This window comes from Mycobacterium intermedium (assembly GCF_002086275.1).
GTDB lineage: Bacteria > Actinomycetota > Actinomycetes > Mycobacteriales > Mycobacteriaceae > Mycobacterium > Mycobacterium intermedium.
Genome location: NZ_MVHT01000002.1, coordinates 105,333 through 128,147 on the forward strand (window position 1 = coordinate 105,333; position 22,815 = coordinate 128,147).

Annotated in this window: 17 protein-coding genes; 11 read left to right on the forward strand and 6 right to left on the reverse strand. The window is 66.6% G+C overall.

Features of this window, described 5'->3' with window-relative positions; genetic code table 11:
• Entirely contained in the window at positions 1-786 is a 786-nt protein-coding gene (locus tag BST27_RS01225) for an alpha/beta fold hydrolase (protein WP_069419044.1), read from the reverse strand.
• Between the two features lie 171 nt (positions 787-957).
• On the opposite strand from BST27_RS01225, the gene BST27_RS01230 reads away from it, so the two are divergent.
• The 6 genes from BST27_RS01230 to nudC all read left to right on the forward strand — a co-directional run bounded on the left by BST27_RS01230 (position 958) and on the right by nudC (position 12,487).
• Entirely contained in the window at positions 958-2,925 is a 1,968-nt protein-coding gene (locus BST27_RS01230) for a serine/threonine-protein kinase PknD (RefSeq protein ID WP_069419045.1), read from the forward strand.
• 97 nt (positions 2,926-3,022) lie between these two features.
• Complete coding sequence (locus BST27_RS01235; RefSeq protein ID WP_069419046.1) at positions 3,023-3,865, forward strand: DUF6159 family protein; 843 nt, start codon at positions 3,023-3,025, stop codon at positions 3,863-3,865.
• 39 nt (positions 3,866-3,904) lie between these two features.
• The gene (locus tag BST27_RS01240) at positions 3,905-7,039 is read left to right on the forward strand and encodes an ATP-dependent helicase (RefSeq protein WP_069419047.1); all 3,135 of its coding nucleotides are present in this window, start codon (positions 3,905-3,907) and stop codon (positions 7,037-7,039) included.
• Positions 7,036-10,347, forward strand: coding sequence for an ATP-dependent helicase (locus tag BST27_RS01245; protein WP_069419078.1), 3,312 nt, complete (start codon positions 7,036-7,038; stop codon positions 10,345-10,347). The genes BST27_RS01240 and BST27_RS01245 overlap by 4 nt, the downstream gene beginning before the upstream one ends.
• A 61-nt stretch (positions 10,348-10,408) precedes the next feature.
• Positions 10,409-11,479 carry a potassium channel family protein gene (locus tag BST27_RS01250; RefSeq protein ID WP_069419048.1) on the forward strand — a complete coding sequence of 357 codons (1,071 nt, stop codon included), beginning with the start codon at positions 10,409-10,411 and terminating at the stop codon, positions 11,477-11,479.
• 84 nt (positions 11,480-11,563) lie between these two features.
• The gene (gene nudC / locus BST27_RS01255; protein ID WP_069419079.1) at positions 11,564-12,487 is read left to right on the forward strand and encodes an NAD(+) diphosphatase; all 924 of its coding nucleotides are present in this window, start codon (positions 11,564-11,566) and stop codon (positions 12,485-12,487) included.
• A 10-nt stretch (positions 12,488-12,497) separates the two neighbouring features.
• On the opposite strand, the gene BST27_RS01260 is transcribed toward nudC, so the two are convergent.
• Positions 12,498-13,136, reverse strand: a complete 639-nt coding sequence (locus BST27_RS01260) for a sensor domain-containing protein (RefSeq protein ID WP_308205961.1) — start codon at positions 13,134-13,136, stop codon at positions 12,498-12,500.
• Between the two features lie 44 nt (positions 13,137-13,180).
• A complete protein-coding gene (mrx1, locus tag BST27_RS01265) occupies positions 13,181-13,435 on the reverse strand; it encodes a mycoredoxin Mrx1 (protein ID WP_069419050.1) in 255 nt (84 codons plus the stop codon).
• A 141-nt stretch (positions 13,436-13,576) separates the two neighbouring features.
• Between mrx1 and BST27_RS01270 the strand changes: the two genes are divergently transcribed.
• The 3 genes from BST27_RS01270 to BST27_RS01275 all read left to right on the forward strand — a co-directional run bounded on the left by BST27_RS01270 (position 13,577) and on the right by BST27_RS01275 (position 16,389).
• Positions 13,577-15,673 carry an ATP-dependent DNA helicase UvrD2 gene (locus tag BST27_RS01270; protein ID WP_170062258.1) on the forward strand — a complete coding sequence of 699 codons (2,097 nt, stop codon included), beginning with the start codon at positions 13,577-13,579 and terminating at the stop codon, positions 15,671-15,673.
• Positions 15,674-15,797: 124 nt separating this feature from the next.
• Positions 15,798-15,974 (forward strand): hypothetical protein, encoded by a 177-nt coding sequence (locus tag BST27_RS32255; RefSeq protein WP_170062254.1) that lies wholly within the window; start codon positions 15,798-15,800, stop codon positions 15,972-15,974.
• A gap of 142 nt (positions 15,975-16,116) precedes the next feature.
• Positions 16,117-16,389 carry a WhiB family transcriptional regulator gene (locus BST27_RS01275; RefSeq protein WP_069419052.1) on the forward strand — a complete coding sequence of 91 codons (273 nt, stop codon included), beginning with the start codon at positions 16,117-16,119 and terminating at the stop codon, positions 16,387-16,389.
• 33 nt (positions 16,390-16,422) lie between these two features.
• Here the strand turns inward: BST27_RS01275 and BST27_RS01280 are convergent, their stop codons facing one another.
• Together BST27_RS01280 and BST27_RS01285 are read right to left on the reverse strand one after the other, a co-directional pair.
• A complete protein-coding gene (locus BST27_RS01280; RefSeq protein WP_069419080.1) occupies positions 16,423-17,772 on the reverse strand; it encodes a macrolide-binding ATPase MABP-1 in 1,350 nt (449 codons plus the stop codon).
• Between the two features lie 80 nt (positions 17,773-17,852).
• A complete protein-coding gene (locus BST27_RS01285; RefSeq protein WP_069419053.1) occupies positions 17,853-18,701 on the reverse strand; it encodes a TOMM precursor leader peptide-binding protein in 849 nt (282 codons plus the stop codon).
• 195 nt (positions 18,702-18,896) lie between these two features.
• On the opposite strand from BST27_RS01285, the gene lipY reads away from it, so the two are divergent.
• Positions 18,897-20,201, forward strand: a complete 1,305-nt coding sequence (lipY, locus tag BST27_RS01290; protein WP_069419081.1) for a triacylglycerol lipase LipY — start codon at positions 18,897-18,899, stop codon at positions 20,199-20,201.
• A 51-nt stretch (positions 20,202-20,252) separates the two neighbouring features.
• Here the strand turns inward: lipY and BST27_RS01295 are convergent, their stop codons facing one another.
• Positions 20,253-21,632 (reverse strand): zinc-dependent metalloprotease, encoded by a 1,380-nt coding sequence (locus BST27_RS01295; protein WP_069419054.1) that lies wholly within the window; start codon positions 21,630-21,632, stop codon positions 20,253-20,255.
• A 95-nt stretch (positions 21,633-21,727) separates the two neighbouring features.
• Between BST27_RS01295 and BST27_RS01300 the strand changes: the two genes are divergently transcribed.
• The gene (locus tag BST27_RS01300) at positions 21,728-22,753 is read left to right on the forward strand and encodes a YlbL family protein (RefSeq protein ID WP_069419055.1); all 1,026 of its coding nucleotides are present in this window, start codon (positions 21,728-21,730) and stop codon (positions 22,751-22,753) included.
• The last annotated feature ends 62 nt before the right edge of the window (positions 22,754-22,815 follow it).

Sequence of the window (22,815 nt, forward strand, 5' to 3'; positions counted from 1 at the left end):
TCAGCGTTCCTTCAGATAGCCCCGGATCAGCGTTGCGACGTCGGCGGGCTTGGCCTGCGGGATCATGTGGCCGCATTCGAAATCCAGCAGTTCGAAATCGGTTCCCAGCCGCTGTCGAAGGGCCGCCACCAGCTCGTCGCTGACGTACTGCGGGTCGGACTTCGCGGCGCGCACCAGCGTGGTTGCCGTTCCCTTCGGTGGCAACGCAGGATCGCGGGCCAATTCACTCCAATAGCACACCATCGCGCCGAGATTCATCCGCCAAGTGCAGCGCCCGTTCGGCAACATGACGAGGTGCTCGTCCAGCTCGGCGTCGAGGACTGCCGGGTCCACGTCCGACCAAGCGCCGAAAGCCTTTTCGGCCCGGGCCTCGGCCGCGTCGGTGTAATCCGGATAAGAAATCATCGCATCGACGACTTCGCGCACTCGGTCACCGTCCAACCCAACTGCCGGGTCCAACAGGACCAGGGCAGCAACCAGGTCGGGACGGGAGGCGGCGAACTGCAAGGCGATAGCCCCGCCGAACGAGTGTCCCACCACCACGACCGGACCATCGCCCTGGTCATCGACCAAGGCGGCCAAGGCCGCGACATTGGCGTCGATGCTCCACGGTGCGGCCCATGACGAGCGCCCGTGGCCAATTAGATCCGGTGCGGCTACGGAGATTTCGGGCAAGTAGCCGGCAAGCAGCTCCCATGCCCGGCCGTGCTCCGTCACGCCGTGGATCGGCAGCACTTGTACTGGGCCGGCCGGGCCGAAGTGGTGTATGTGCAGGTCGGCGGTCACCCGTCGATAATGCCAGCACTGGTGGCGCATTCTGGTAATCGCTATTTTGGCAGTGAATGGTCCATAACGCCGGCTCCGTGGAACGCACCGCAGCACCTGCAAATGACTGAGACTGCTAACGGCGCGCTTTATGGTCTGGCGATGCATTGCAGGTTGCTCTGGGAGGGCTAGTTGGGACGGACGTCGTTCGGTAGGTACCAGCTGATCGAGGTGCTGGGCCGGGGCGGCATGGGCGAGGTGTGGCGCGCTCATGACACCGTCACCGATCGAATTGTCGCGCTCAAGATCCTGCCCGCTCAACTTTCCCACGACCACGTGTTCCAACAGCGGTTCCGTCGCGAAGCGCATGCGGCCGCGCGGTTGAGCAATCCGCATCTCATCCCGATCCACACCTATGGGGAAATCAACGGACGTCTTTACGTGGACATGCGCTTGATCGAGGGGCGCGACCTACAGGAGGAGTTGAGCCGCGGGCCGCTGCCGCCGGAGCGGGCGGTGAGCATCATCGACCAGATCGCCAAGGCATTACATAGTGCGCACACCGCCGGACTGCTGCACCGGGATGTCAAACCGTCCAACATCTTGCTCGACAATGACGACTTCGCTTACTTGATCGATTTCGGAATTGCACGTGCGACAGGCGAACTGGCTTTAACGGCGGCCGGCGACGTGGTCGGCACCTCGCACTACATGGCCCCGGAGCGGTTCGGTGGCACACGAATCGACACCCGGGCGGACATCTACTCGCTGGCCTGTGTGCTCTACGTGTCCTTGGCCGCCCAGCACCCCTTTCCGGGTGACACCCTTGAGGAACAAATCACCGGCCACCTCAAGTTGCCGCCGCCGCGTCCGACGACCACGAACCCCGGGCTGCCGGCGGGCTTTGACACGGTCATCGCCAAAGGCATGGCCAAGAATCCCGATGATCGATACGACACCGCAGCCGAGCTGGCCCGGGCCGCGCACAATGCTCTCCACACGCCGCCACGCCAGACGCCCTTCCGGGCGCCCTCGGGCTCTTACGGCCGCGGCAGCAACCCCGCGCGTCCGGATATCTACGTCCCCTCCCGCCCTGACGTCCGTGTCCAACCGCCGGCCCCGCCGCCGCGGACGCCGCCGCCAGCCCCGGCGCGTCCGTACAGCCCGCCGACCATGCCCCGCCCGCTGCCGCCGGTGTACCCGTCCCCGAGGCAAGAACCCCCCGTTGCCCGCGCGCCCGAGGTGCCACAGCAGCCAGCGCTGCCGCCCCCGCAGCCACCGTCACGGCCGAACTCGCGGCCCTGGTGGCGCCGTAAGGCCGTGGCCATCCCGGCTGCAGTCCTGATCGCGGTTGCTGCGACGGTGACGGCGGTGGTCACCGTGAGCGGTTCGGGCGCAGAAACAAAGCAACCGAAGCAGGTGACGTTGCCGTTCACCGACCTGCGCCAGCCGCAAGGTCTGTCGGTAGACGGCGGCGGTACCGTCTACGTCGCCGACACCGAACACAACCGGATTCTGGCCCTGCCCGCAGGTTCCTCCACGCCGATCGAACTTCCGTTCAAAGGGCTGCATTTCCCGACGGGTGTCACCGCCGACAACACCGGCACGGTCTACGTCAATGACGCGGGCAACAAACGCGTTGTGGTGCTACCTTCCAGATCAAAGGACCAACGTGATCTTCCCTTCACCGACCTGGAGAATCCGACCGGGTTGTCGGTGGATAAGAGTGGCACGGTGTACGTCGCGGATACGGCGAAAAATCGTGTGGTGGCCCTGCTGCCCGGATCGAACAACCAGTTCGTGCTGCCGTTCACCGACCTCAAAGAGCCGACCGGCCTGGTGGTGAACAACGGCGGCACCGTTTACGTGGCCGACGGCGGTCATAACCGGGTCTTGGCGTTACCGCCCGACTCGAAAGTGCAAGAGACCCTTCCGTTTAAGGGTCTGAAGCAACCCGGCGGTGTCACCGTGGACAGGGACGGCACGGTGTACGTCAACGACATGGGGAACAACCGCACACTCAAACTGCCAGCGGGTGCCACAGAGCAGATCGAGCTGCATTTCCGCGGACTCGACACCCCGTGGGGTCTGGCCGTCGCCAACAACGGCACTGTCTATGTCGGCGACCGCAACAGCCAGATCGTGGCGCTGCAGCAATAGCGCACTTGATGTCTTTGTCGGACACCGGTATTCGTCGGGCCTATCGGCGGTGCGGTGAAGCCGATAGTATTCCGCGTACAACTTTCCAGGAGCGTCCATGGGCAGGATCGAGCGTGGCTGGGCATTGACCAAGCAGAGCTGGAGGGTGCTCAAGAGCGACCCCTCGCTCGCGGTATTCCCGGTACTTTCAACCATTTTCGGAACATTGGCGGTGGTCACGATCGGGGGATCGGCACTGTTGGCCCGAGGCGCGTTGGAGGGCCGCCCCCTGGATCAGCGTGATCCCGTTCTCTATGTGGCCGGCCTGGCAATCGCGTACGTGTCGACGTTTGTCGCCATCTTCTTCAACGTGGCGCTCGCCGCCTGCGCGGTGCGCTCGATGCGCGGCGAGGACACCAAGATCAGCGAAGGCATCGCGGCCGCCGCCGGTCGCATCGGTCCCATCCTCGGCTGGACCTTCGTCGCGACCACGGTCGGGTTGATCCTGAAAGCGCTCGAGAAGCGTTTCGGCGTGCTCGGTGATATCGCGGTGTGGCTGGCCGGCGCGGCCTGGTCCGTCGCAACATTTTTCGTCATCCCCGTGGTCGCGCTCGAAGGCGCCGGGCCCATCCAGTCACTGAAACGCTCGGCGACGGTCGTGAAGACGCGATGGGGTGAGGGTGCGACGGGAGCGGCCGCCATCGGAGTGGTGACTTTCCTGTCCGTTCTGGGGATCGCGGTTGTCGGTGCTGGCGTCGGTGGAGCCCTTGTCGCGGTCCGGTTGTGGCCGCTCGGCGTCGTGGTGCTGGCCGCTGCGGTCCTGGGCATCATCGTCGTTTCGTTCCTGTCGAGCGCGCTGAGCCAGATCTTCCGCGTCGCCGTCTATCAGTACGCCGTCGACGGTCGCGCGCCGGGCGGATTCGACCACAATCTGCTGCAGCACGCATTCGTGCGGCAGTAGTCGGGCCAACTTGTCGTACCCCCGTGATTGCATGCCGCTATGTCATTCACGTGGGGTGCGGAAGCGCAGGCCGTTCTGGCGTCGGGCGCGCGCGGCGTGGTGCGTGTCCTGGGTGGTCCGGGGACCGGTAAGAGCAGCCTGTTGATCGACGCCGCGGTTGCGCACATCAGCGACGGCGTCGATCCCGAATCGGTTCTGCTGCTCAGCGGCTTGGGTCGGCTCGGAACACGGGCCCGCAGCACATTGACGACGAAGTTGCTGGGTGCGCACGGCAGCGGTCGCGCTCTCGCGGCGGTCCGTGAACCGCTGGTGCGAAGCGTGCACAGCTACGCCTACGCCGTCCTGCGGCGCGCTGCCGAACGCACCGGTGACGCGCCGCCGCGGCTGATCACCAGCGCCGAGCAGGATGCCATCATCCGCGAACTGCTGGCCGGTGACCTCGAAGACGGGCCCGCGGCCGGGACGGCGTGGCCGGCACATCTGCTGCCCGCGTTGAGCACCGCGGGGTTCGCCGCAGAGTTACGAAACCTCCTGGCGCGCTGCGCCGAACGCGGCGTCGACCCTCAGGAGCTGCAGCGGCTGGGGCGACGGTCCGGCCGCCCCGAATGGACCGCCGCCGGCCAATTCGCCCAGCAGTACGAGCAGGTGATGCTGCTTCGCGCAGCGGTGGGCACGGCGACTCCCAACGCGAGCGCACCGGCGCTGGGCGCCGCAGAACTGGTCGGCGCCGCCCTGGAGGCTTTCGCCGTCGACCCGGAGCTGCTGGCGGCCGAACGTGCCCGCATCCGTGTCCTGTTGGTCGACGACGCCCAGCAGCTCGACCCGCAGGCGGCGCGCCTGGTCCGGGTGCTCGCGGCCGGGGCGGAGCTGGCGCTCATCGCCGGCGATCCGAACCAGGCGGTGTTCGGGTTCCGCGGCGGCGAGCACGGAGGATTGCTCAGCGACGAGACCCCAGCGGTGACCTTGACCGGGTCGTATCGGTGTGCTCCCGCCGTTGCGCAGGTTGTCAGTGGCATCGCCCGACGCCTGCCGGGCAGCAGCGCGGGAAGGCAGATTGAGGGCACCACAAGCGATTCCGGATTGGTGCAGGTGAGTCTGGCGACGTCCGCGCACGCGGAGGCTGCGCTGATTGCCGACACACTACGGCGGGCGCATCTCGTTGACGGCATTCCCTGGTCGCAGATGGCGGTGATCGTCCGGTCCGTGCCGCGGGCCGCTTCGCGGCTGCCGCGGGCGTTGGCCGCTGCGGGTGTCCCGGTGGCGATTCCGGCGATCGGCGGATCGTTGGCGGAGGAACCGGCGGTGCGGGCACTGCTCACCGTCTTGGCGGCCACCGCGGACGGGTTGTCCGGAGAACAAGCGTTGGCTCTGGTTACCGGGCCGATCGGCCGGGTCGACCCGGTCTCACTGCGCCAGCTGCGCAGGACACTGCAACGCGCCCAGCCAGCCCCTCCAACAGGGAAGTTCGGCGATCTGCTGGCCGAGACGCTGAGTGGCGACTCGCCCGTGTCCGGTCCGCAGGCAGCTGCACTGCGCCGGGTGCGCGCCGTGCTGGCCGCGGCCGACCGTTGTCACCGCGAGGGGAATGACCCGCGCTACACGCTGTGGGCGGCCTGGCATCGGTCAGGTCTGCAACGCCGTTGGCTGACGGCGAGCGAGCGCGGCGGATCGGCCGGGGCACAGGCCACTCGGGATCTGGAAACGGTGACCGCGCTGTTCGACATCACCGACCAGTACGTGTCCCGCACGTCGGGTGCGTCGCTGCGCGGGCTCATCGAACACGTCGGCTCATTGCAGCTCCCCAACCCCAACCGCGAGCCGGAATCGCCGACAGAGCAGGTCCAAGTACTCAGCGCACACGCCGCCCTGGGGCATGAGTGGGACCTGGTGATCCTCGCCGGCCTGCAAGAGGGTTTGTGGCCCAACACGATTCCGCGCGGTGGCGTACTGGCCACCCAACGGCTGCTCGACCAGCTTGACGGGCTCACCGAGGACGCCTCGGTGCGGGCGCCGGTGCTGGCCGAGGAGCGGCGTCTGCTGGTTGCGGCTTTGGGCCGGGCCCGGCGTCGGGTGCTGGTGACTGCCGTCGACAGCGAAACCGGCGGCGGCGCCCAAGAGGGCGAGTTGCCCTCGGCGTTCTTCTTCGAAATCGCCGCGCTGGCCGGGTGTGACACCGAACCCGCTGCGGTGCAAGCCGTGTCGGCTCCGCGCGTATTGTCCACCGCCGCGATGGTGGGTCGGTTGCGCAGTGTGGTGTGTGCACCGGCAGGTGCGGTGGATGACGCCACCCGCGCTTGTGCCGCAGCGCAGTTGGCGCGGTTGGCCAAAGCCGGCGTGCCGGGTGCGGATCCGGCCGGGTGGCACGGCCTGATTCCGGTCAGCACCAGCGCCCCGCTGTGCGGTGCCACCGACACCGTCACCCTGACACCCTCGACGTTGCAGACACTCAGCGACTGCCCGTTGCGCTGGCTCGCCGAACGGCACGGTGGCGCGGATGCCCGCGAAATGCGTTCCGCCATAGGGTCGCTGGTGCACGCGCTGATCGCCGAACCGAACAAGGGTGAATCTCAGCTGCTGACCGAGCTGGAAAGAGCCTGGCAACATTTGCCTTTCGACGCGAAGTGGCATTCGAACAACGAGCTTGCACGGCACCGCGCGATGATCCAGGCCTTCGTCGAGTGGCGGGCGCAAACCCGCGGCGAGCTGACCGAAGTGGGCGTCGAGGTCGACGTCGACGGAATACTCCCGGCACCCGAAGGTGATGGTCGGCAGGTACGGCTGCGTGGACGCGTCGACCGCCTCGAACGCGACGCCGCCGGCCGGCTCGTGATCGTCGACGTCAAGACCGGCAAGTCGCCGGTGACCAAGGACGACGCGCAACAGCACGCTCAGCTGGCGATGTATCAGCTGGCGGTCGCCGAAGGTCTGGTCCCCGCCGGCGACGAGCCCGGCGGCGCGCGCCTGGTCTATCCCGCACGGAATGGGGCGAGTGGCGTAGCTCAGCGTGAGCAGGATCCGCTGACCCCAGCCGCGCGCGAGGAATGGCGAAACCGCGTGCGGCAGGCGGCGGAAGCGACGGCCGGCCCGCAATTCATCGCCCGGCGCAACGAGGGGTGCTCGCACTGCCCAGTCCGGCCGAACTGCCCGGCCTACCCGGACGGGTCACCGCAGTGAGCACTCCGACGAGCAAGGCGGCCACCCGTTACAGCCCCAGCGAATTGGCCTCGGCCCTAGGGCTTTTCCCGCCGACCGACGAGCAGGCCGCGGTCATCGCCGCGCCGCCAGGGCCGTTGGTCGTCATCGCGGGCGCCGGTGCCGGCAAGACCGAGACCATGGCCGCGCGGGTGGTGTGGCTGATCGCCAACGGCTACGCCGAACCCGGGCAGGTGCTGGGGCTGACCTTCACCCGCAAGGCCGCCGGCCAGCTGCTGCGCCGCGTCCGATCCCGGCTGGCCAGGCTGGCGGGCATCGGCTTGGGGCCGGTGCGTCCCGCGGACTGCGAATCGTCGGGCTCCCCGGTGGTCAGCACCTACCACGCCTTCGCCGGATCACTGATCCGCGATTACGGCCTGCTGCTGCCCGTGGAACCCGATACTCGCCTGCTAAGCGAAACCGAGCTGTGGCAGCTGGCGTTCGACGTGGTCAACGGATACGACGGCGAGCTTCGTACCGACAAGACCCCCACCGCGGTGACCTCGTTGGTGTTGCGGTTGTGGGGCCAGCTTGCTGAGCACCTGGTGGACACCACTCAGCTGCGCGATACGCACATCGAATTGGAACGGCTCATCCACACTCTCCCGGCGGGCCCGTACCAGCGCGACCGCGGCCCCAGCCAATGGCTGCTGAAGCTGCTGGCCACTCAGACCGAGCGCGCCGAACTCGTGCCGCTGCTGGACGCACTGCACTGGCGGATGCGCGCGGAGAAGGTGATGGACTTCAGTGCGCAAATGGCGTCGGCCGCGCGGTTGGCGGCGACTTTCCCGCAGGTGGGTCAGGACCTGCGCAACCGCTACCGGGTGGTGTTGCTCGACGAATACCAAGACACCGGGCACTCCCAACGCGTTGCGTTGTCGGCCCTGTTCGGCGGCGGCGTTGACGACGGCCTGGCGCTGACCGCAGTCGGTGACCCGATTCAATCGATCTACGGCTGGCGTGGTGCCTCGGCGACGAACCTGCCGCGATTCACCACCGATTTCCCGCTCTCCGACGGCACCCCGGCGCCCACCTTGGAGCTTCGCACCAGCTGGCGTAACCCGCCGCGAACGCTGACCGTCGCCAACGCCATCTCCGCCGAGGCGCGACGTCGTTCCGTCGCGGTGCGTGAGCTGCGCGCCCGCCCAGACGCCTCGCCGGGGACCGTTCGCTGCGCATTGTTACCTGATGTGCAGGCCGAACGGGAGTGGATAGCCGATCATCTGCAAGCCGAGTACCGGCGCGCCACGGCCGATGGCGCCAGCCCGCCCACCGCCGCGGTGCTGGTGCGCCGCAATGCCGACGCGGCACCCATCGCCGATGCGCTGCAAGCCCGCGGGATCCCGGTCGAGGTCGTGGGGCTGGCCGGCTTGTTGTCCATCCCCGAGGTTGCCGAGGTCGTTGCCATGCTGCGGTTGGTCGCGGACCCGACGGCCGGTGCTGCGGCCATGCGGGTGCTGACGGGTCCGCGTTGGCGGCTCGGCGCCAGCGACCTCGCGGCGCTGTGGCGGCGCGCACGGGCGTTGATCGGGACGCCGGCGGTAACCGAATCCGCCACTCCCGAGTCGATAGCGATGGCGGCCGGAGCCGACGCCGACACCGCGTGTCTGGCCGACGCCATCTTCGACCCGGGGCCCCCAGACGAATATTCCGACGCCGGATACCAGCGTATCGGCGCGCTGGCCGCTGAGCTGACCGCCTTGCGGGGCCATCTGGACCACTCGCTGCCAGACCTGGTCGCCGAGGTACGCCGGACGCTCGGCGTCGACTGCGAAGTCCGTGCCCGGACGGCGGTGTCGGGGGAATGGGCGGGTGCCGAACACCTCGATGCGTTCGCCGATGTCGTCGCGAGCTACGCCGAGCGGACGATGTCCAGCGGCTCAACCCACGAGCCCACGGTCGCCGGCCTGCTTGCCTATCTGGACGTTGCCGCGGTAGTCGAGAACGGCTTGCCCCCTGCCGAATTGGCGGTCGCCCGCGACCGGGTACAGGTGCTGACCGTGCACGCTGCGAAGGGTTTGGAGTGGCAGGTGGTGGCGGTCGCACACTTGTCCGGTGGGACCTTTCCGTCGACCGCGTCGCGAAGCAGCTGGCTGACCGACCCCGGCGAGCTACCGCCGCTACTGCGGGGCGATCGTGCCTCGGTGGGTGCTTTGGGCATCCCGGTACTGGACACCTCGACCGTCACAAACCGAAAACAACTGTCGGACAAGATTTCTGAGCATCGTGGTCATCTCGATCAACGGCGCATCGACGAGGAACGCCGGCTGCTGTATGTGGCGGTTACCCGGGCCGAGGACACTCTGCTGGTGTCCGGTCACCATTGGGGCTCCACCGGTATGAAGCCACGCGGGCCATCGGCATTCCTGTGCGAGCTCAAAGACATCATCGACCGCTCGACCGCTGCCGGTGACCCGTGCGGGGTGGTGGAACAGTGGGCGCCTGAGCCGGCCGAGGGGGAGCGAAACCCGTTGCACGACAATGTTGTCGAAGCGGTGTGGCCGGTAGACCCGTTGGCGGCTCGCCGCGATGATGTCGAGCGCGGAGCCCGCCTGGTGTTGGAAGCGATGGCGGCAGATTCGCCCGAGGTGGGCGGTGAGCACGCCGACAGCGAGGGATGGATCGCCGACGTCGATGCGCTCCTGGCTGAGCGTGCGCGCGCAGCCCAACCGCCAACCGTCACGCTGCCGAGCCAGTTGTCGGTCAGCGGCCTGGTGGAGTTGGCCCGGGACCCCGCCTCGGCGCGGCGCCTCGTCCATCGGCTGCCCACCCGCCCGGACCCACACGCGTTGTTGGGCAATGCATTCCACTCCTGGGTTCAGCAGTTCTACGGTGCCGAATTGCTGTTCGACCTGGGTGATCTGCCAGGTGCTGCCGACGCGGAAGTCGGGGACAACGAGGAATTGGCCGCATTGCAGACCGCGTTCGCCGAATCGCCCTGGGCGGCCCGCACGCCCATTGCCATCGAGGTGCCGTTCGAAATGCCGATAGGCGACACCGTGGTACGCGGCCGCATCGACGCGGTGTTCGCCGACTCCGACGGGGGCGCCACCGTGGTGGACTGGAAGACCGGGGAACCGCCGCGAGGGGCGGAAGCCATGCGCCAGGCCGCTGTCCAGCTCGCCGTGTACCGGCTGGCGTGGGCGGCGTTGTGCGGCTGTCCTGCTTCATCGGTGCGAACCGCCTTCTACTACGTGCGCAGCGGAACCACCGTTGTCCCCGATGGTCTGCCGGAGGCCGACGAGTTGGCCGCGCTACTGGCTGACTCCAGTCGCCCCCTCGACGGCTGACCGTGGTTACATGTTGTCGTGCATGTCTGGTGCGCCGAGGTCGAACCGGTGACGGATTTCCGTGGCGAAAGGTAGCTGGCGGCGGCTGAGGCGGCTGGACGAGCGATTGACCGTCCAGCCCAGCTATGCGCTTGTCGGCGTGCTGCGCATTCCCCAGGGTCAAGCCGGCCCCGTGCGGATCATTACGCGGCGGATCACCATTGCCGTGGTCGCCCTGCTCGTTGCCGCCGTGGTTGTGTACCTCGACCGCGACGGCTATCGCGACGCGCAGGGTGACCGGCTCAGCTTCCTCGACTGCCTCTACTACTCGGCGGTGACGCTGTCCACGACCGGTTACGGCGACATCACCCCCATCTCCGAGTTCGCCCGCACGGTCAACATCTTCGTCATCACGCCGCTGCGTATTGCATTCCTGATCTTGTTGGTCGGCACGACCTTGGAAGTTGTCACCGAAACGTCCCGACAGGCACTGAAGATCCAGCGATGGAGGAGCAAGGTGCGCAACCACACCGTCGTCATCGGCTACGGGACCAAGGGCAAGACAGCCATCGCCGCCATGCTCGGCGACGAGGCGGTCCCCGGAGACATCGTCGTGGTCGACACCGATCGGGCAGCGCTGGACCGTGCTGCGGCCGCCGGGTTAGTCACCGTGCACGGTGACGCCACCAAATCCGACGTGCTCCGACTTGCCAGCGTTCAGCATGCGGCCGCGATCATCGTGGCCACCAGTCGAGACGACACCGCGGTGCTCGTCACGCTGACGGCCCGCGAGATTTCGCCTCAGTCGAAGATCGTGGCTGCTATCCGAGAGGCCGAGAATCAACACCTGCTACGGCAATCCGGGGCGGACTCCGTGGTGGTCTCTTCGGAAACGGCCGGTCGGCTGCTTGGCCTGGCCACCACCACGCCCAGCGTCGTGGAGATGATCGAGGACCTGCTGACGCCGGATGCCGGTCTCGTCATTGCCGAACGCGAGGTCGAGCCGAGCGAGGTCGGTGGATCCCCGCGGCACTTGCGCGACATCGTGCTGGGTGTGGTGCGCGACGGCAACCTGTTGCGCATCGATTCGCCCGAGGTGGACGCCGTCGAGGCAGGCGATCGCTTGCTGTACATCCGCACCCCGGGGCATTAAGTGGCGACCGAAAGCGCGGCGGAGCCGGGTGCATCGGGTCGCCACCAGACGGCGCCGGCGACCGAAAGCGCGGCGGAGCCGGGCGTGAACTTTCAACTCAGAGAAACGCCGCTGCTGTCGCGGGTGGGCGCAGATCGGGCGGATCAACTGCGCACCGACATCGAGGCGGCGGCCGCGGGATGGGCGGACGCGGCGCTGCTACGAGTGGACTCCCGCAATCAGGTGATGATCGCCAACGGACGGGTGGCGCTGCAGCCGGCCGCCGCGTTGGGCGACAAGCCCCCGCCCGAGGCGGTGTTCCTGGGCCGCATCGAGGGTGGCCGACATGTGTGGGCCATCCGCAGCCCTCTTGAGCCGCCCGATGATCCCGATGCGCGACCCGAGGTGGTGGACCTTCGTCGGCTCGGCAAATTCATCGACGACACCACCAGCCAATTGGTGGCCTGCGCAACGGCATTGCTGAATTGGCATGACAGCTGCCGATTCAGCGCCATCGACGGGACGCCGACGAAGCCCGCCCGAGCCGGTTGGTCACGGGTCAATCCCATCACCGGGCATGAGGAGTTCCCACGCATCGACCCGGCCGTGATCTGCCTGGTACACGACGGCGGCGACCGGGCGGTGCTGGCGCGGCAAGGTGGGTGGCCACCGCGGATGTTCTCGCTGCTGGCCGGATTCGTCGAGGCCGGCGAATCGTTCGAGCTGTGCGTCGCCCGCGAGATCCGCGAGGAGATCGGCCTGACCGTCCGCGATGTGCGCTACCTGGGCAGTCAGCCGTGGCCCTTTCCGCGCTCACTCATGGTCGGTTTTCACGCGATAGCCGACCCGGACGAGCCGTTCTCCTTCAACGACGGCGAGATCGCCGAGGCCACCTGGTTCACCCGTGACGAGGTGCTCGCCGCGCTGGATGCCGGCGATTGGACCAGTAGGTCGGACTCGAAACTGCTTCTGCCCGGATCGATTTCGATTGCCCGCGTGATCATCGAGTCCTGGGCCAGGCGCGACTGAGCGCCAGGCTTCACTTGACTCGGTCGGTGACGACCTGAAGCACGTCGCTCGCGATCCGCTCTGCGGGCTCGATACCCACCACGCCGACCGATATCAGCACCGCATTCTTGGCGCGGTAGAAGTGGCTCCAGCCCTGGTCGGTGATCCGCACGGTGGTGGCGTCGGACTTATCCACCTTGAAGTCGTAATGGGGGTCGTGCAAGTCGACGCACGCCTGCAGCGACGACAGCAGCCGGTCCAGCGCACTGCGCGCTGTCCGCTCGTCCGGGTATATCGCTACGGCTTGGCTGACGGAGCCGACGAGTGCGCTCCCGCCCGGATCGATGTCGTCGGAGACGCCGCTGTAGCCGGCGCTACGGAACTCGTTCCAGCCGCCCGCAAATGTCACATCACTGGTGCCCGCCGCCCGGCACGGACCGGGCGCATTCAAGTCTCCCGGCGGCGGATTACGCATGGTTTCGCGGCCATGCGTGGTCAATTCGTCGTAATCGGCAATGCGCCGCACGTCTTCCACGCTGACGATCAGCGCATCGATGCCCGTGGCTTGCGGCGTTGGATTCGGGTTGGCGGCGGTGCTGTCGTGAGAGCACGCCGGGATCACAAACACCGCGCAGCACGCAACGAACGCCGACCTGGCCGCACCTAGCACTGAACCGCCGAACGGGCGCGCCGCCCGAATAAGCCTCAGTCCGGTCAGCCGGCGACGTCCGCCAGCTTGGCCTTGACTTGGGCCGCGCTCGGGTTGGTCAACGTTGATCCGTCGGCGAACTTCACCGTCGGAACCGTCCGATTGCCGCCGTTGACCGAGCCGACGAATTCCGCTGCCTCGGGGTCTTGCTCAATGTCGACCTCGTCGTAGGAGATCCCGTTGGCCTTGAGGGCTGTCTTGAGCCGAAAGCAGTAGCCACACCAGGTGGTCGAGTAGATGGTGAGCGCAGCGTTGGTCATGACTGGTTAACGTAGCCTCTTAACTATTCATTCCGACAACGCATCCGGCTCGGCGGTCGTGACCGGGCGGCCGCGTAACCGCGCGGCGACACACCGAGCTTGTCGGTCGTCGCTGCCAGTATGAGGGACAAGATGGACGCCATGCCGTTGGTCGCCGACCCCTTGACCGCCGAACTGGACGACGAGCAGCGCGAAGCCGTGCTGGCTCCGCGCGGCCCAGTCTGCGTGCTGGCGGGCGCTGGCACGGGCAAGACCCGCACCATTACGCACCGCATCGCACAACTCGTCACGGCTGGTCATGTCGCCGCCGGGCAAGTGCTTGCGGTGACGTTCACTCAGCGCGCGGCGGGGGAGATGCGCTCCCGGTTGCGTTCACTCGACATGGTTGCGCAATCCGGCGTCGGCTCCGTGCAGGCGCTCACCTTTCACGCCGCGGCGCACCGCCAGTTGCGGTATTTCTGGCCCCGCGTGGTCGGTGACACGCGGTGGGAGCTGCTGGACAGCAAGTTCGCGGTGGTGGCCCGCGCCGCCAGCCGCTGCCGGCTGAACACCAGCACCGACGACGTGCGGGACCTGGCCGGCGAAATCGAGTGGGCCAAGGCGTCATTGATCGGCCCCGAGGACTACGCCAGCGCCGTCGCCGCGATCAGCAGGGACACTCCGATGGAGGCGGCCAAGATCGCCGACGTCTACGCCGCGTACGAGGCGCTCAAGGTCCGCGACGAGGCCGTCACATTGCTCGACTTCGACGACCTGCTGTTGCACACGGCGGCCGCGATTGAAAACGACGCCGCGGTGGCCCAGGAGTTCCGGGACCGCTACCGCTGCTTCGTCGTCGATGAGTACCAGGACGTCACGCCGTTGCAGCAACGCGTCCTGTCGGCGTGGTTGGGGGAGCGGGATGACCTCACCGTCGTCGGCGACGCCAACCAGACCATCTACTCCTTCACCGGCGCTTCGCCCCGGTTCCTGCTCGACTTCTCCCGCCGGTTCCCGGACGCGACGGTGGTGCGACTGGAGCGTGACTACCGCTCGACCCCTCAGGTGGTGTCACTGGCCAACCAGGTGATCGCGGCTGCGCGGGGCCGTGTCGCCGGCAGCAAGCTGCGGCTTTCCGGTCAGCGCCCTCCCGGCCCGGCCCCGTCGTTCCACGAACATCCCGACGAGCCCACCGAAGCCGCCGCCGTGGCGGCGTCGATCGCGCGGCTTATCGAGGCCGGGACACCGGCGGCCGAAATTGCCGTTCTCTACCGGGTCAACGCGCAGTCCGAGGTGTACGAGGAGGCGCTGACCGAGGCCGGTATCGCCTATCAGGTCCGCGGCGGTGAAGGCTTTTTCACCCGCCAGGAGATCAAGCAGGCTCTGCTGGCGCTGCAGCGCGCCGCGGAACGAGGAGTGGACGGACCCTTGCCGCAGGTCGTCCGCGGGATCCTGGAACCGCTGGGACTGACCGCCGACGAGCCCGTCGGCACCCGCGCCAGAGAGCGCTGGGAGGCGCTGACCGCACTCGCTCAACTCGTCGACGACGAGGTGGCCCAGCGTCCGCAGCTCGAACTGCCCGGTTTAGTGGCCGAGTTACGCACCCGCGCCGACGCACGCCACCCACCGGTGGTGCAGGGCGTCACGCTGGCTTCGCTGCACGCGGCCAAGGGTTTGGAGTGGGACGCGGTGTTTCTCGTCGGATTGGTCGACGGCACGCTACCGATTTCGCACGCGTTGGCCTACGGACCCGACAGCGAGCGCGTGGAGGAAGAGCGCCGCCTGCTGTACGTCGGAATCACAAGAGCGCGAGTGCATTTGGCGCTCAGTTGGGCGTTGGCGCGGGCGTCGGGCGGGCGGCAGAGCCGCAAGCCGTCGCGGTTCCTCAACGGCATTGCCCCGCAGACGCGCATCGAGGCCGCACCTGCCAAGTCTCGCCGCAGCAAGGGCACCCCGACGCGCTGCCGGGTGTGCAACAAGGACCTGACCACCCCGGCGGCCATCATGCTGCGGCGCTGCGAAACGTGTGCCGGCGACGTCGACGAGGATCTGTTGCTGCGACTCAAGGGTTGGCGCACCGAGATCGCCAAGGAACTGAAGATGCCTCCCTACATCGTGTTCAGCGACAACACGCTGATCGCGATCGCGGAGATGCGGCCCACCGACGAGGCTGCCCTGATCGCGATCCCCGGCATCGGCGCGCGCAAGCTCGAACAGTACGGCGCCGACGTGCTCAACCTCGTCCGACAATCCCGCTGAGGCGCATTTGCGCAGGTCAGAAAATCGGTTGTGGTGAACAGCCGCGACCGTTTACCCTCGAAGGCACACTCTGCCAGCGCGTAGCTGAAGGCTGGCATCAGGCAAACGAGAGGAGGCGGCCACGGTGATCAACAGCGACATCTTCGGTGTAGGCGCGGCCGGTGCGCCCTCTCGCTGGGTAGGTGCGATGACGGCCAATGCCGCCCATGCCGCCGTGTCGGCGGCTCGGTCGGCCAGCGCCAAGCACCGTGCCGCCGCGACTGACGCGTTCCGTGAACAGGGGCCCGACTTAACTTTGTAAGCCCAGTTTCGCCAAATGGCCACGGACCGGAAGTCACCAGGATCCGTGGCCAAACTTTTGGGACCTGAGCCGTTCTCCTCCCAAATCTGGTCCGGATCACCGAATTGGACAGCCACCAGATTTAGGAAGAGGTGAACAGGACATGTCGGCCACGACAGTCCCCAGACAGACACAGTCGGTCCGCAAACTGGACCTGCCGTGTCATGTCGGTGACCCCGATCTGTGGTTTGCCGACACCCCGGCTGAGCTGGAACGGGCCAAGTCGCTCTGCGTGAGCTGCCCAGTTCGCCGTCAGTGCCTGGCTGCGGCTCTGGAGCGGGCCGAGCCGTGGGGTGTGTGGGGCGGCGAGATCTTCGAGCGCGGCTCGGTGATCAGCCGCAAGCGTCCTCGTGGGCGTCCCCGCAAGGCCGCATAGATCGGGTGAGCCTACCGGTGCCGGCCAGCGTGATCAGACGATCGCGCTGGTCGGCTCCGTGAAACCGGGAATCAACTCCTCCATCAACGCCTTGATCGGCACATGCGCGTCCAGCTGGCACAGGATCGCGGAGACCGAGGCGATGACACGCATCGGAATGGCCAGCTTCGGCGGCAAGTCCATCTGCCGCGCTGTCTTGATCTGGGAGACCGATCGGTCGAACTGGAACTGGCTCGCCGTCATCCGCTGCAGCCACTTGCGGTTGTAGTGGAAGACATCCACCTCGACGGGTTCGACGTACTGGCGCAACATCTCGTCGATGTCGCGTACCGACACCTGCTGGCCGCGTTGAATGAACCCGATCTTCTCCATCGTCGGCAACAGCAGGTCATAGTTCTTATCCCGAGCCAACCGGATGGTCATACCGAGTTCGGGGGGATAGCCGCCGGGCAGCGGCGCCACCGCACCGAAGTCGATCACGCCTAGCTTGCCGTCGGGCAGCAGCATGAAGTTGCCGGGGTGGGCGTCGCCGTGCAGCTGTCCCAATCGGCCCGGTGCGTCGAAAACCAGCTCCAGCAAAAGTGTTCCGACGCGGTCACGCTGCTCGGGCGTTCCGTCCCGGATGATGTGCGACATCGGAATGCCGTCGATCCACTCCTGGATCACCACCTTGGGTGCGCTCGCCACGACGTGCGGTATCAGGAATCGCGGGTGATCCTGGTATGCCTTGGCAAAGGCGCGCTGGTTGTCGGCCTCCAACCGGTAGTCGAGCTCCATCTCCGTGCGCTCGATCAGTTCGTCCACAATGCCCTGAATGTCGGCGCCCGGCGCGAGCTGCTTGAACACGCTGACCAACCGCTGCATGGTCTTCAGGTCGGCGCGCAGCGCCTCGTCGGCGCCCGGGTACTGGATCTTGACGGCCACTTCGCGGCCATCGGACCAGACCGCCTTGTGCACCTGACCAATGCTGGCGGAGGCCACCGGCTTGTCGTCGAACTCACTGAATCGCTGGCGCCACTTGGTGCCCAGCTGTGCGTCCAGCACTCGGTGTACCTTGGCCGCGGGCAAGGGTGGGGCGTCTTTCTGGAGCTTGGTCAACGCTTCCCGGTACGGCTGGCCGAACTGCTCGGGAATGGCCGCTTCCATCACCGACAGGGCCTGGCCCACCTTCATGGCTCCACCCTTGAGCTCACCCAAAACGGTGAACAACTGGTGGGCGGCCTTCTCCATCAGTTCGGCGTTGACCTCGTCTTTTGACTTGCCCGTGAGGCGTTTACCGAACCCAAGTGCCGCCCGGCCGGCCATCCCTACCGGCAGACTTGCGAGCTTGGCGTTACGCGCGGCGCGTCCGCGTTTGATCTCTGACACAGGACCATCATCCATGACGGCTAACTTGCCTGCGTGATGAACCTGCAACTCTTGCTTTGATATGTCGCAGATCGAGGGCGGCTGAGTAACGCGGGTCAGCACGAACACAGCGGATGCCGGGTCCAGTGGCGCGCCACGATCGAGCCGGCATTGAGGTCGAACTCCAAGGTGGCGTTGAGCGCCGACGGCGGATCGGCGGCCGCCGCCTGCCCGCGGATGGCCGTGATCACCTGGTTTATCTGACTGAGTGCCAGTGCGGCGGTCGCGAGCAGCGTGGCGCGGTCGGCGACGCCGACGGTGTCACGTAGCTGCGCGGCGATCGCAGGCCAGGCGGCGTCCCGGTCGGCGCGATGCAGGTCAGCGCACGCCAAGCAGCTTGTTGCACCGGGGATGACCAGCGGCCCCACTAACCCGGTGCCGTCACGCACCCGCACGGGAAGGTGCGCGATGCCTGCGTTGTGCAACTCGCGCACCATGCGCGGGTCCGCCACTAGGTAGTCGGACAGGACCACCAGGTCCACCCCGGCTGGTGTGACGGCCGCGTGCGACTGGCTGCTGTGCCCGATTCGAGCTCCCGAGCAGCGCAGCGATTCGACGAGCAGGTCCGACAGCGGCCCGCGCCCGTGCACGCGAATTGACGCCGTCCGCCCGCGGGCGGGCCGGTTACCCGGGGTAACGACACCCGCGCTCACCAGCTGGGCGACCAGCTCCGCCAGCCCGTCGGCGTCCCCCAGACCGCGGCCGGCCGCCTGACGCTGCAGTTCGTCGATCGGGATCGGCAATCGCATGGACTGCAGCAACGTGGCCAACTTGGCCGGGGACAGGCCACTTGGTGGACGGACCAGAACCGCACGCCGAGGGTCCCAGCCAACCTGCACGGCGCCGTCGGGTCGCAACAAGATCGGCATAGCCGGATCGAGTGTGTAAGGCGGGTCCTGCGGCATGACGTGTGACTGTGCCACGCGCCGGGCGTGCGGACTGCTCGGTTATCCACAAGGCCAGGAATTCAGTACCGGCTACGGATAATTCAGTACTCGACCACTCATATCGACCGAACGCACCCGCCTTACGTTGCCTGTACCTGGCGGATCGATGACCGCCAGCCGAGTGACAAGCAGGGCTCGTCGGAGGTGCACGACATGTCGTTTGTGATCGCAGTACCGGAGGCGATGGTGGCCGCAGCGGCGGAGTTGGCAACCATCGGCTCGGATATCGACGCTGCTGGCGCGGCAGCGGCTTCCCAAACTACGGCGGTTCTTGCGGCGGCCGAGGATGAGGTCTCGGCGGCGATCGCGGCGCTGTTCTCGGCCCACGGTCAGGGGTTTCAGGCGCTCAGCGCGCGGGCGGCGACGTTTCATGAACAGTGCATTCAGGCATTGATGTCAAGTGCGGAATCGTTCGCCAGCGCGGAAGCTGCCAATCTGACGGCGCTGGGGGACATGATTCTCACAAATATTTTCGGGTCGCCAGCCATGCCATCCCCACCCTCGGAAATTCCGCTCTTCACCGGTCAACAGTCGCTACTAACTCGACTCGAAACCGATTTTTTGTTTCGGCCATTGAGAGATTTTCTGACTTTTTCCGGAATTTATGACCAGATGGGGGTGCTGGGCTCTCCGGTCCAAAATCTATTCGTCAGTGGCCTGCTATCACCGCTCTTCAGTGACACCCCGCCATTGCTCTTGACTTCGCTGTTGGGGCAAACGGTTCAATACACCACCTACGACGGTATGCCCGTGGTGGAGATCATCCCTGCGAATCCCACCGGCAACTATGTCGTCGCCCTGCACGGCGGCGCATTCATCTGGCCGCCTTTGTTTTTCCACTGGGTTTGGTACTCGGTGACGGCCTACCAGACGGGTGCGACGATTTCGGTGCCCATCTATCCGCTGATTCAACAAGGTGGTACCGCCGCCACGGTGGTACCCAAGGTGGCCGACTTCATCTCTTCGCAAATCGCTACGCACGGTGCCTCCCGCGTCAGCGTGCTCGGTGACTCGTCGGGGGCCAACATAGGCCTGGCCGCCGTCCAATACCTGGTGGCTAACAACCAACCCGTACCGGCGTCGATGGTTTTGGTGTCCCCGCTGTTATCTATAACTGGAAGCAATCCCAATATGCAGTTCGTCAACGATCCGTTTCTCCCGCCACGCGGGAACATGCTTTACCAATTTGCTCAGCAGTGGGCAGGCGGTCTTGCGTTGACCGATCCTTTGGTGAGTCCCCTGTACGGGTCACTCGACGGACTCCCGCCAATCCATATCTACGCAGGTTCGCTCGATATGGCTGCGGCCGAAGCGGTTGTCCTTTCGCAAAAAGCCGCAATTGAGTCAGCGCCGATCAGCTTCGTGATGGCGACCGGCGGATTCCATAACTGGATCCTCCTCAGCCCGGACGGACTCCGTTACTGGACGCAGATCGGGCGGCAACTACTCGGTGCCTGAAGCCGCGGAGCCGTCGCCCGTCGGTGTGTGCGGCCTAGCTGCGTCACAGCGTTAGTTGTCCGAGGAACCGGGGTCGTCCGGACGGTCACCGTCCTCCTCGACTTCCTGCTCCAGCTGCGCGATGACATCGTCGATGCCGCTGGTGTCGCCGCCGATGACCCGGTCGATGAAGCCCGCCGGGTCGTCCAGATCGTCGGCACCGGGCAGCAGGTCCGGGTGTTGCCAGACACCGTCGCGGGCATCCATGCCGGCAGCCTGGGTCAGCCGCTCCCACAACACACCGGCCTCGCGTAGCTTGCGCGGTCGCAACTCGAGACCGACCAATGTGGCGAAGGTCTGTTCGGCGGGACCGCCGCTGGCCCGTCGGCGACGCAGCGTCTCGGTGAGCGCGGCCGTGCCGGGGATGCGGTCGCCGAGTGCGTCGGTCACCACCGTCTGCACCCAGCCCTCGATCAGGGCAAGCAGCGTCTCGAGACGCTCCAGGGCCTGCGTCTGCGCCGGCGTCGCCTTCGGCTCGAAAACACCCTGGCTCAGCAACTGCTCCATGGCGGTGGGGTCGGCCAGTGTTGCCGGGTTGAAGTCGCGGGCCAACTCCTCGATGCCGCTCATGTCGATCTTCATGCCCATCGCGTAGGCCTCGACGGCGCCCAGCAGCTGGCTGGCCAGCCACGGCACGTGGCTGAACAGCCGGTGGTGCGCCGCCTCGCGCGCAGCCAGGAACGTCAGGATTTCACTGCGCGGCTGCTCGAGCCCTTTGGCGAACGACTCGACGGCTTCGGGCATTATCGCGGCCACCCCCTTGGGCCCCAGCGGCAAGCCGATATCCGTAGAGGTCAGCACCTCGCGGGACAACCGCGCCAACGCCTGGCCCAACTGCGAACCGAACGCGATGCCGCCCATCTGCGACATCATCGTCAGCAGTGGACCGGCCATGTCCTTGGCCTCTTCGGGCAGCGATGCCACCCATACCGACGAAATCTGCTGGGCCATCGGATCGCAGAGCCGCTTCCAGACTTGCAAGGTGTTGTCGACCCAGTCGGACGGGGTCCAGCCCACCGCCCGCGTAGTGCCGGCCGGTAGCGCGGTGGCTCCGTCAAGCCAGGTCTCGGCCAGGCGCACGGCGTCGGAAATCGCCGAGGTGGTCTTTTCGGGGATGGGCGCAACGAACCCGATCGAGTTCGATGCGACCTGCCGAGCCAGGTCGTAGTTGACCGGCCCGGAGGCTTTGCCCGAGGCCATCGCGCTGCCGACGCCACCGAACATCTCGCCGAGCTTGGTGAAAATCTGCCCCAATTCAGCCATGCCGAAATCACCACTGATCCCGAACGCGCCGAAGGGATTGGACCCCGCGCCGGACTCGGGATCGTTACTCCCTCGTTTGTCGCGGTCAGGGTCTTCTCCGGACGAGAAGCCGAAAGGCAGGTCAGCCATACACCCAACCGTACCCACCAGCGGAACAGAAAGCGCACTCCACCGTCTCGCTCGCAGTGAACGCGGCCCGCCAGGCTCCAACTAGTGTATGCGGCGTGAACAGGCGGATTTTGACCTTGATGGTCGCGCTGGTGCCGATCGTGGCGTTCGGGGTGTTGCTCGCGGTGGTGACGGTGCCGTTTGTGTCACTGGGGCCCGGTCCCACCTTCGACACCCTGGGGGAGGTCGACGGCAAGCAGGTCGTCCAGATCGAGGGCACCCAGACCTACCCGACGTCCGGTCACCTCAACATGACCACGGTGTCCCAGCGCGACGACCTGACCCTGGGCGAGGCCCTGACCCTGTGGTTGTCCGGTCAGGAGCAGTTGGTGCCCCGAGACCTGGTCTACCCGCCCGGCAAATCCCGGGACGAGGTTGACAAGGCCAACAACGAAGATTTCAAGAACTCCGAAGACGCCGCCGAATACGCCGCGCTGGGTTACTTGGGGAAGTACCCGAAGGCGGTGACGATCGCCACGGTCAACGACCCGGGTCCATCGGCCGGCAAGCTCAAGCCCGGTGACGCCATCGACAACGTCAACGGCACCCCGGTGGCCAACGTCGAACAATTCACGTCGTTGCTGAAGACGACCAAGCCCGGCGATGTGGTGACCATCGACTACCGGCGTAAGAACGAGCCTGCGGGCGTCGCGCAGGTCACGTTGGGCAAGAACAAGGACCGCGACTACGGCTTCATGGGGGTCGCTGTGCTCGACGCGCCGTGGGCCCCGTTCGAAGTCAATTTCAACCTCGCGAACATCGGCGGGCCCTCGGCCGGGCTCATGTTCAGCCTGGCCCTGGTCGACAAGCTGACCCCCGGCGAACTGGTCGGCAATACCTTCGTCGCCGGCACCGGCACGATCTCGCTCGACGGCAAAGTGGGCCCCATCGGGGGGATCACCCACAAGATGGCAGCCGCGCGTGCGGCGGGCGCCACCGTCTTCCTGGTGCCTGCCAAGAATTGCGTCGAGGCGACCTCCGACATACCGGACGGCTTGAAGCTGGTGAAGGTGGAGACGCTCAGCTCGGCGGTGGATGCGCTACACGCGATGACATCGGGGGCGCCGACGCCCAGTTGCTAGCGGGGTTGCTAGCGGGCCATCGGGTTCGGCGGTCACGATGCGTACAGTGATGAGCATCGGGG

Excerpts from the sequence above, each read along its gene's own strand:
- BST27_RS01285 (WP_069419053.1), bottom strand. The coding sequence starts at position 18,701 with ATGCCGCAGGACCCGCCTTACACACTCGATCCGGCTATGCCGATCTTG.
- BST27_RS01280 (WP_069419080.1), bottom strand. The coding sequence starts at position 17,772 with ATGGATGATGGTCCTGTGTCAGAGATCAAACGCGGACGCGCCGCGCGT.
- BST27_RS01240 (WP_069419047.1), top strand. The coding sequence starts at position 3,905 with ATGTCATTCACGTGGGGTGCGGAAGCGCAGGCCGTTCTGGCGTCGGGC.
- BST27_RS01235 (WP_069419046.1), top strand. The coding sequence starts at position 3,023 with ATGGGCAGGATCGAGCGTGGCTGGGCATTGACCAAGCAGAGCTGGAGG.
- mrx1 (WP_069419050.1), bottom strand. The coding sequence starts at position 13,435 with ATGACCAACGCTGCGCTCACCATCTACTCGACCACCTGGTGTGGCTAC.
- BST27_RS01295 (WP_069419054.1), bottom strand. The coding sequence starts at position 21,632 with ATGGCTGACCTGCCTTTCGGCTTCTCGTCCGGAGAAGACCCTGACCGC.
- BST27_RS01270 (WP_170062258.1), top strand. The coding sequence starts at position 13,577 with ATGCCGTTGGTCGCCGACCCCTTGACCGCCGAACTGGACGACGAGCAG.
- BST27_RS01275 (WP_069419052.1), top strand. The coding sequence starts at position 16,117 with ATGTCGGCCACGACAGTCCCCAGACAGACACAGTCGGTCCGCAAACTG.
- lipY (WP_069419081.1), top strand. The coding sequence starts at position 18,897 with ATGTCGTTTGTGATCGCAGTACCGGAGGCGATGGTGGCCGCAGCGGCG.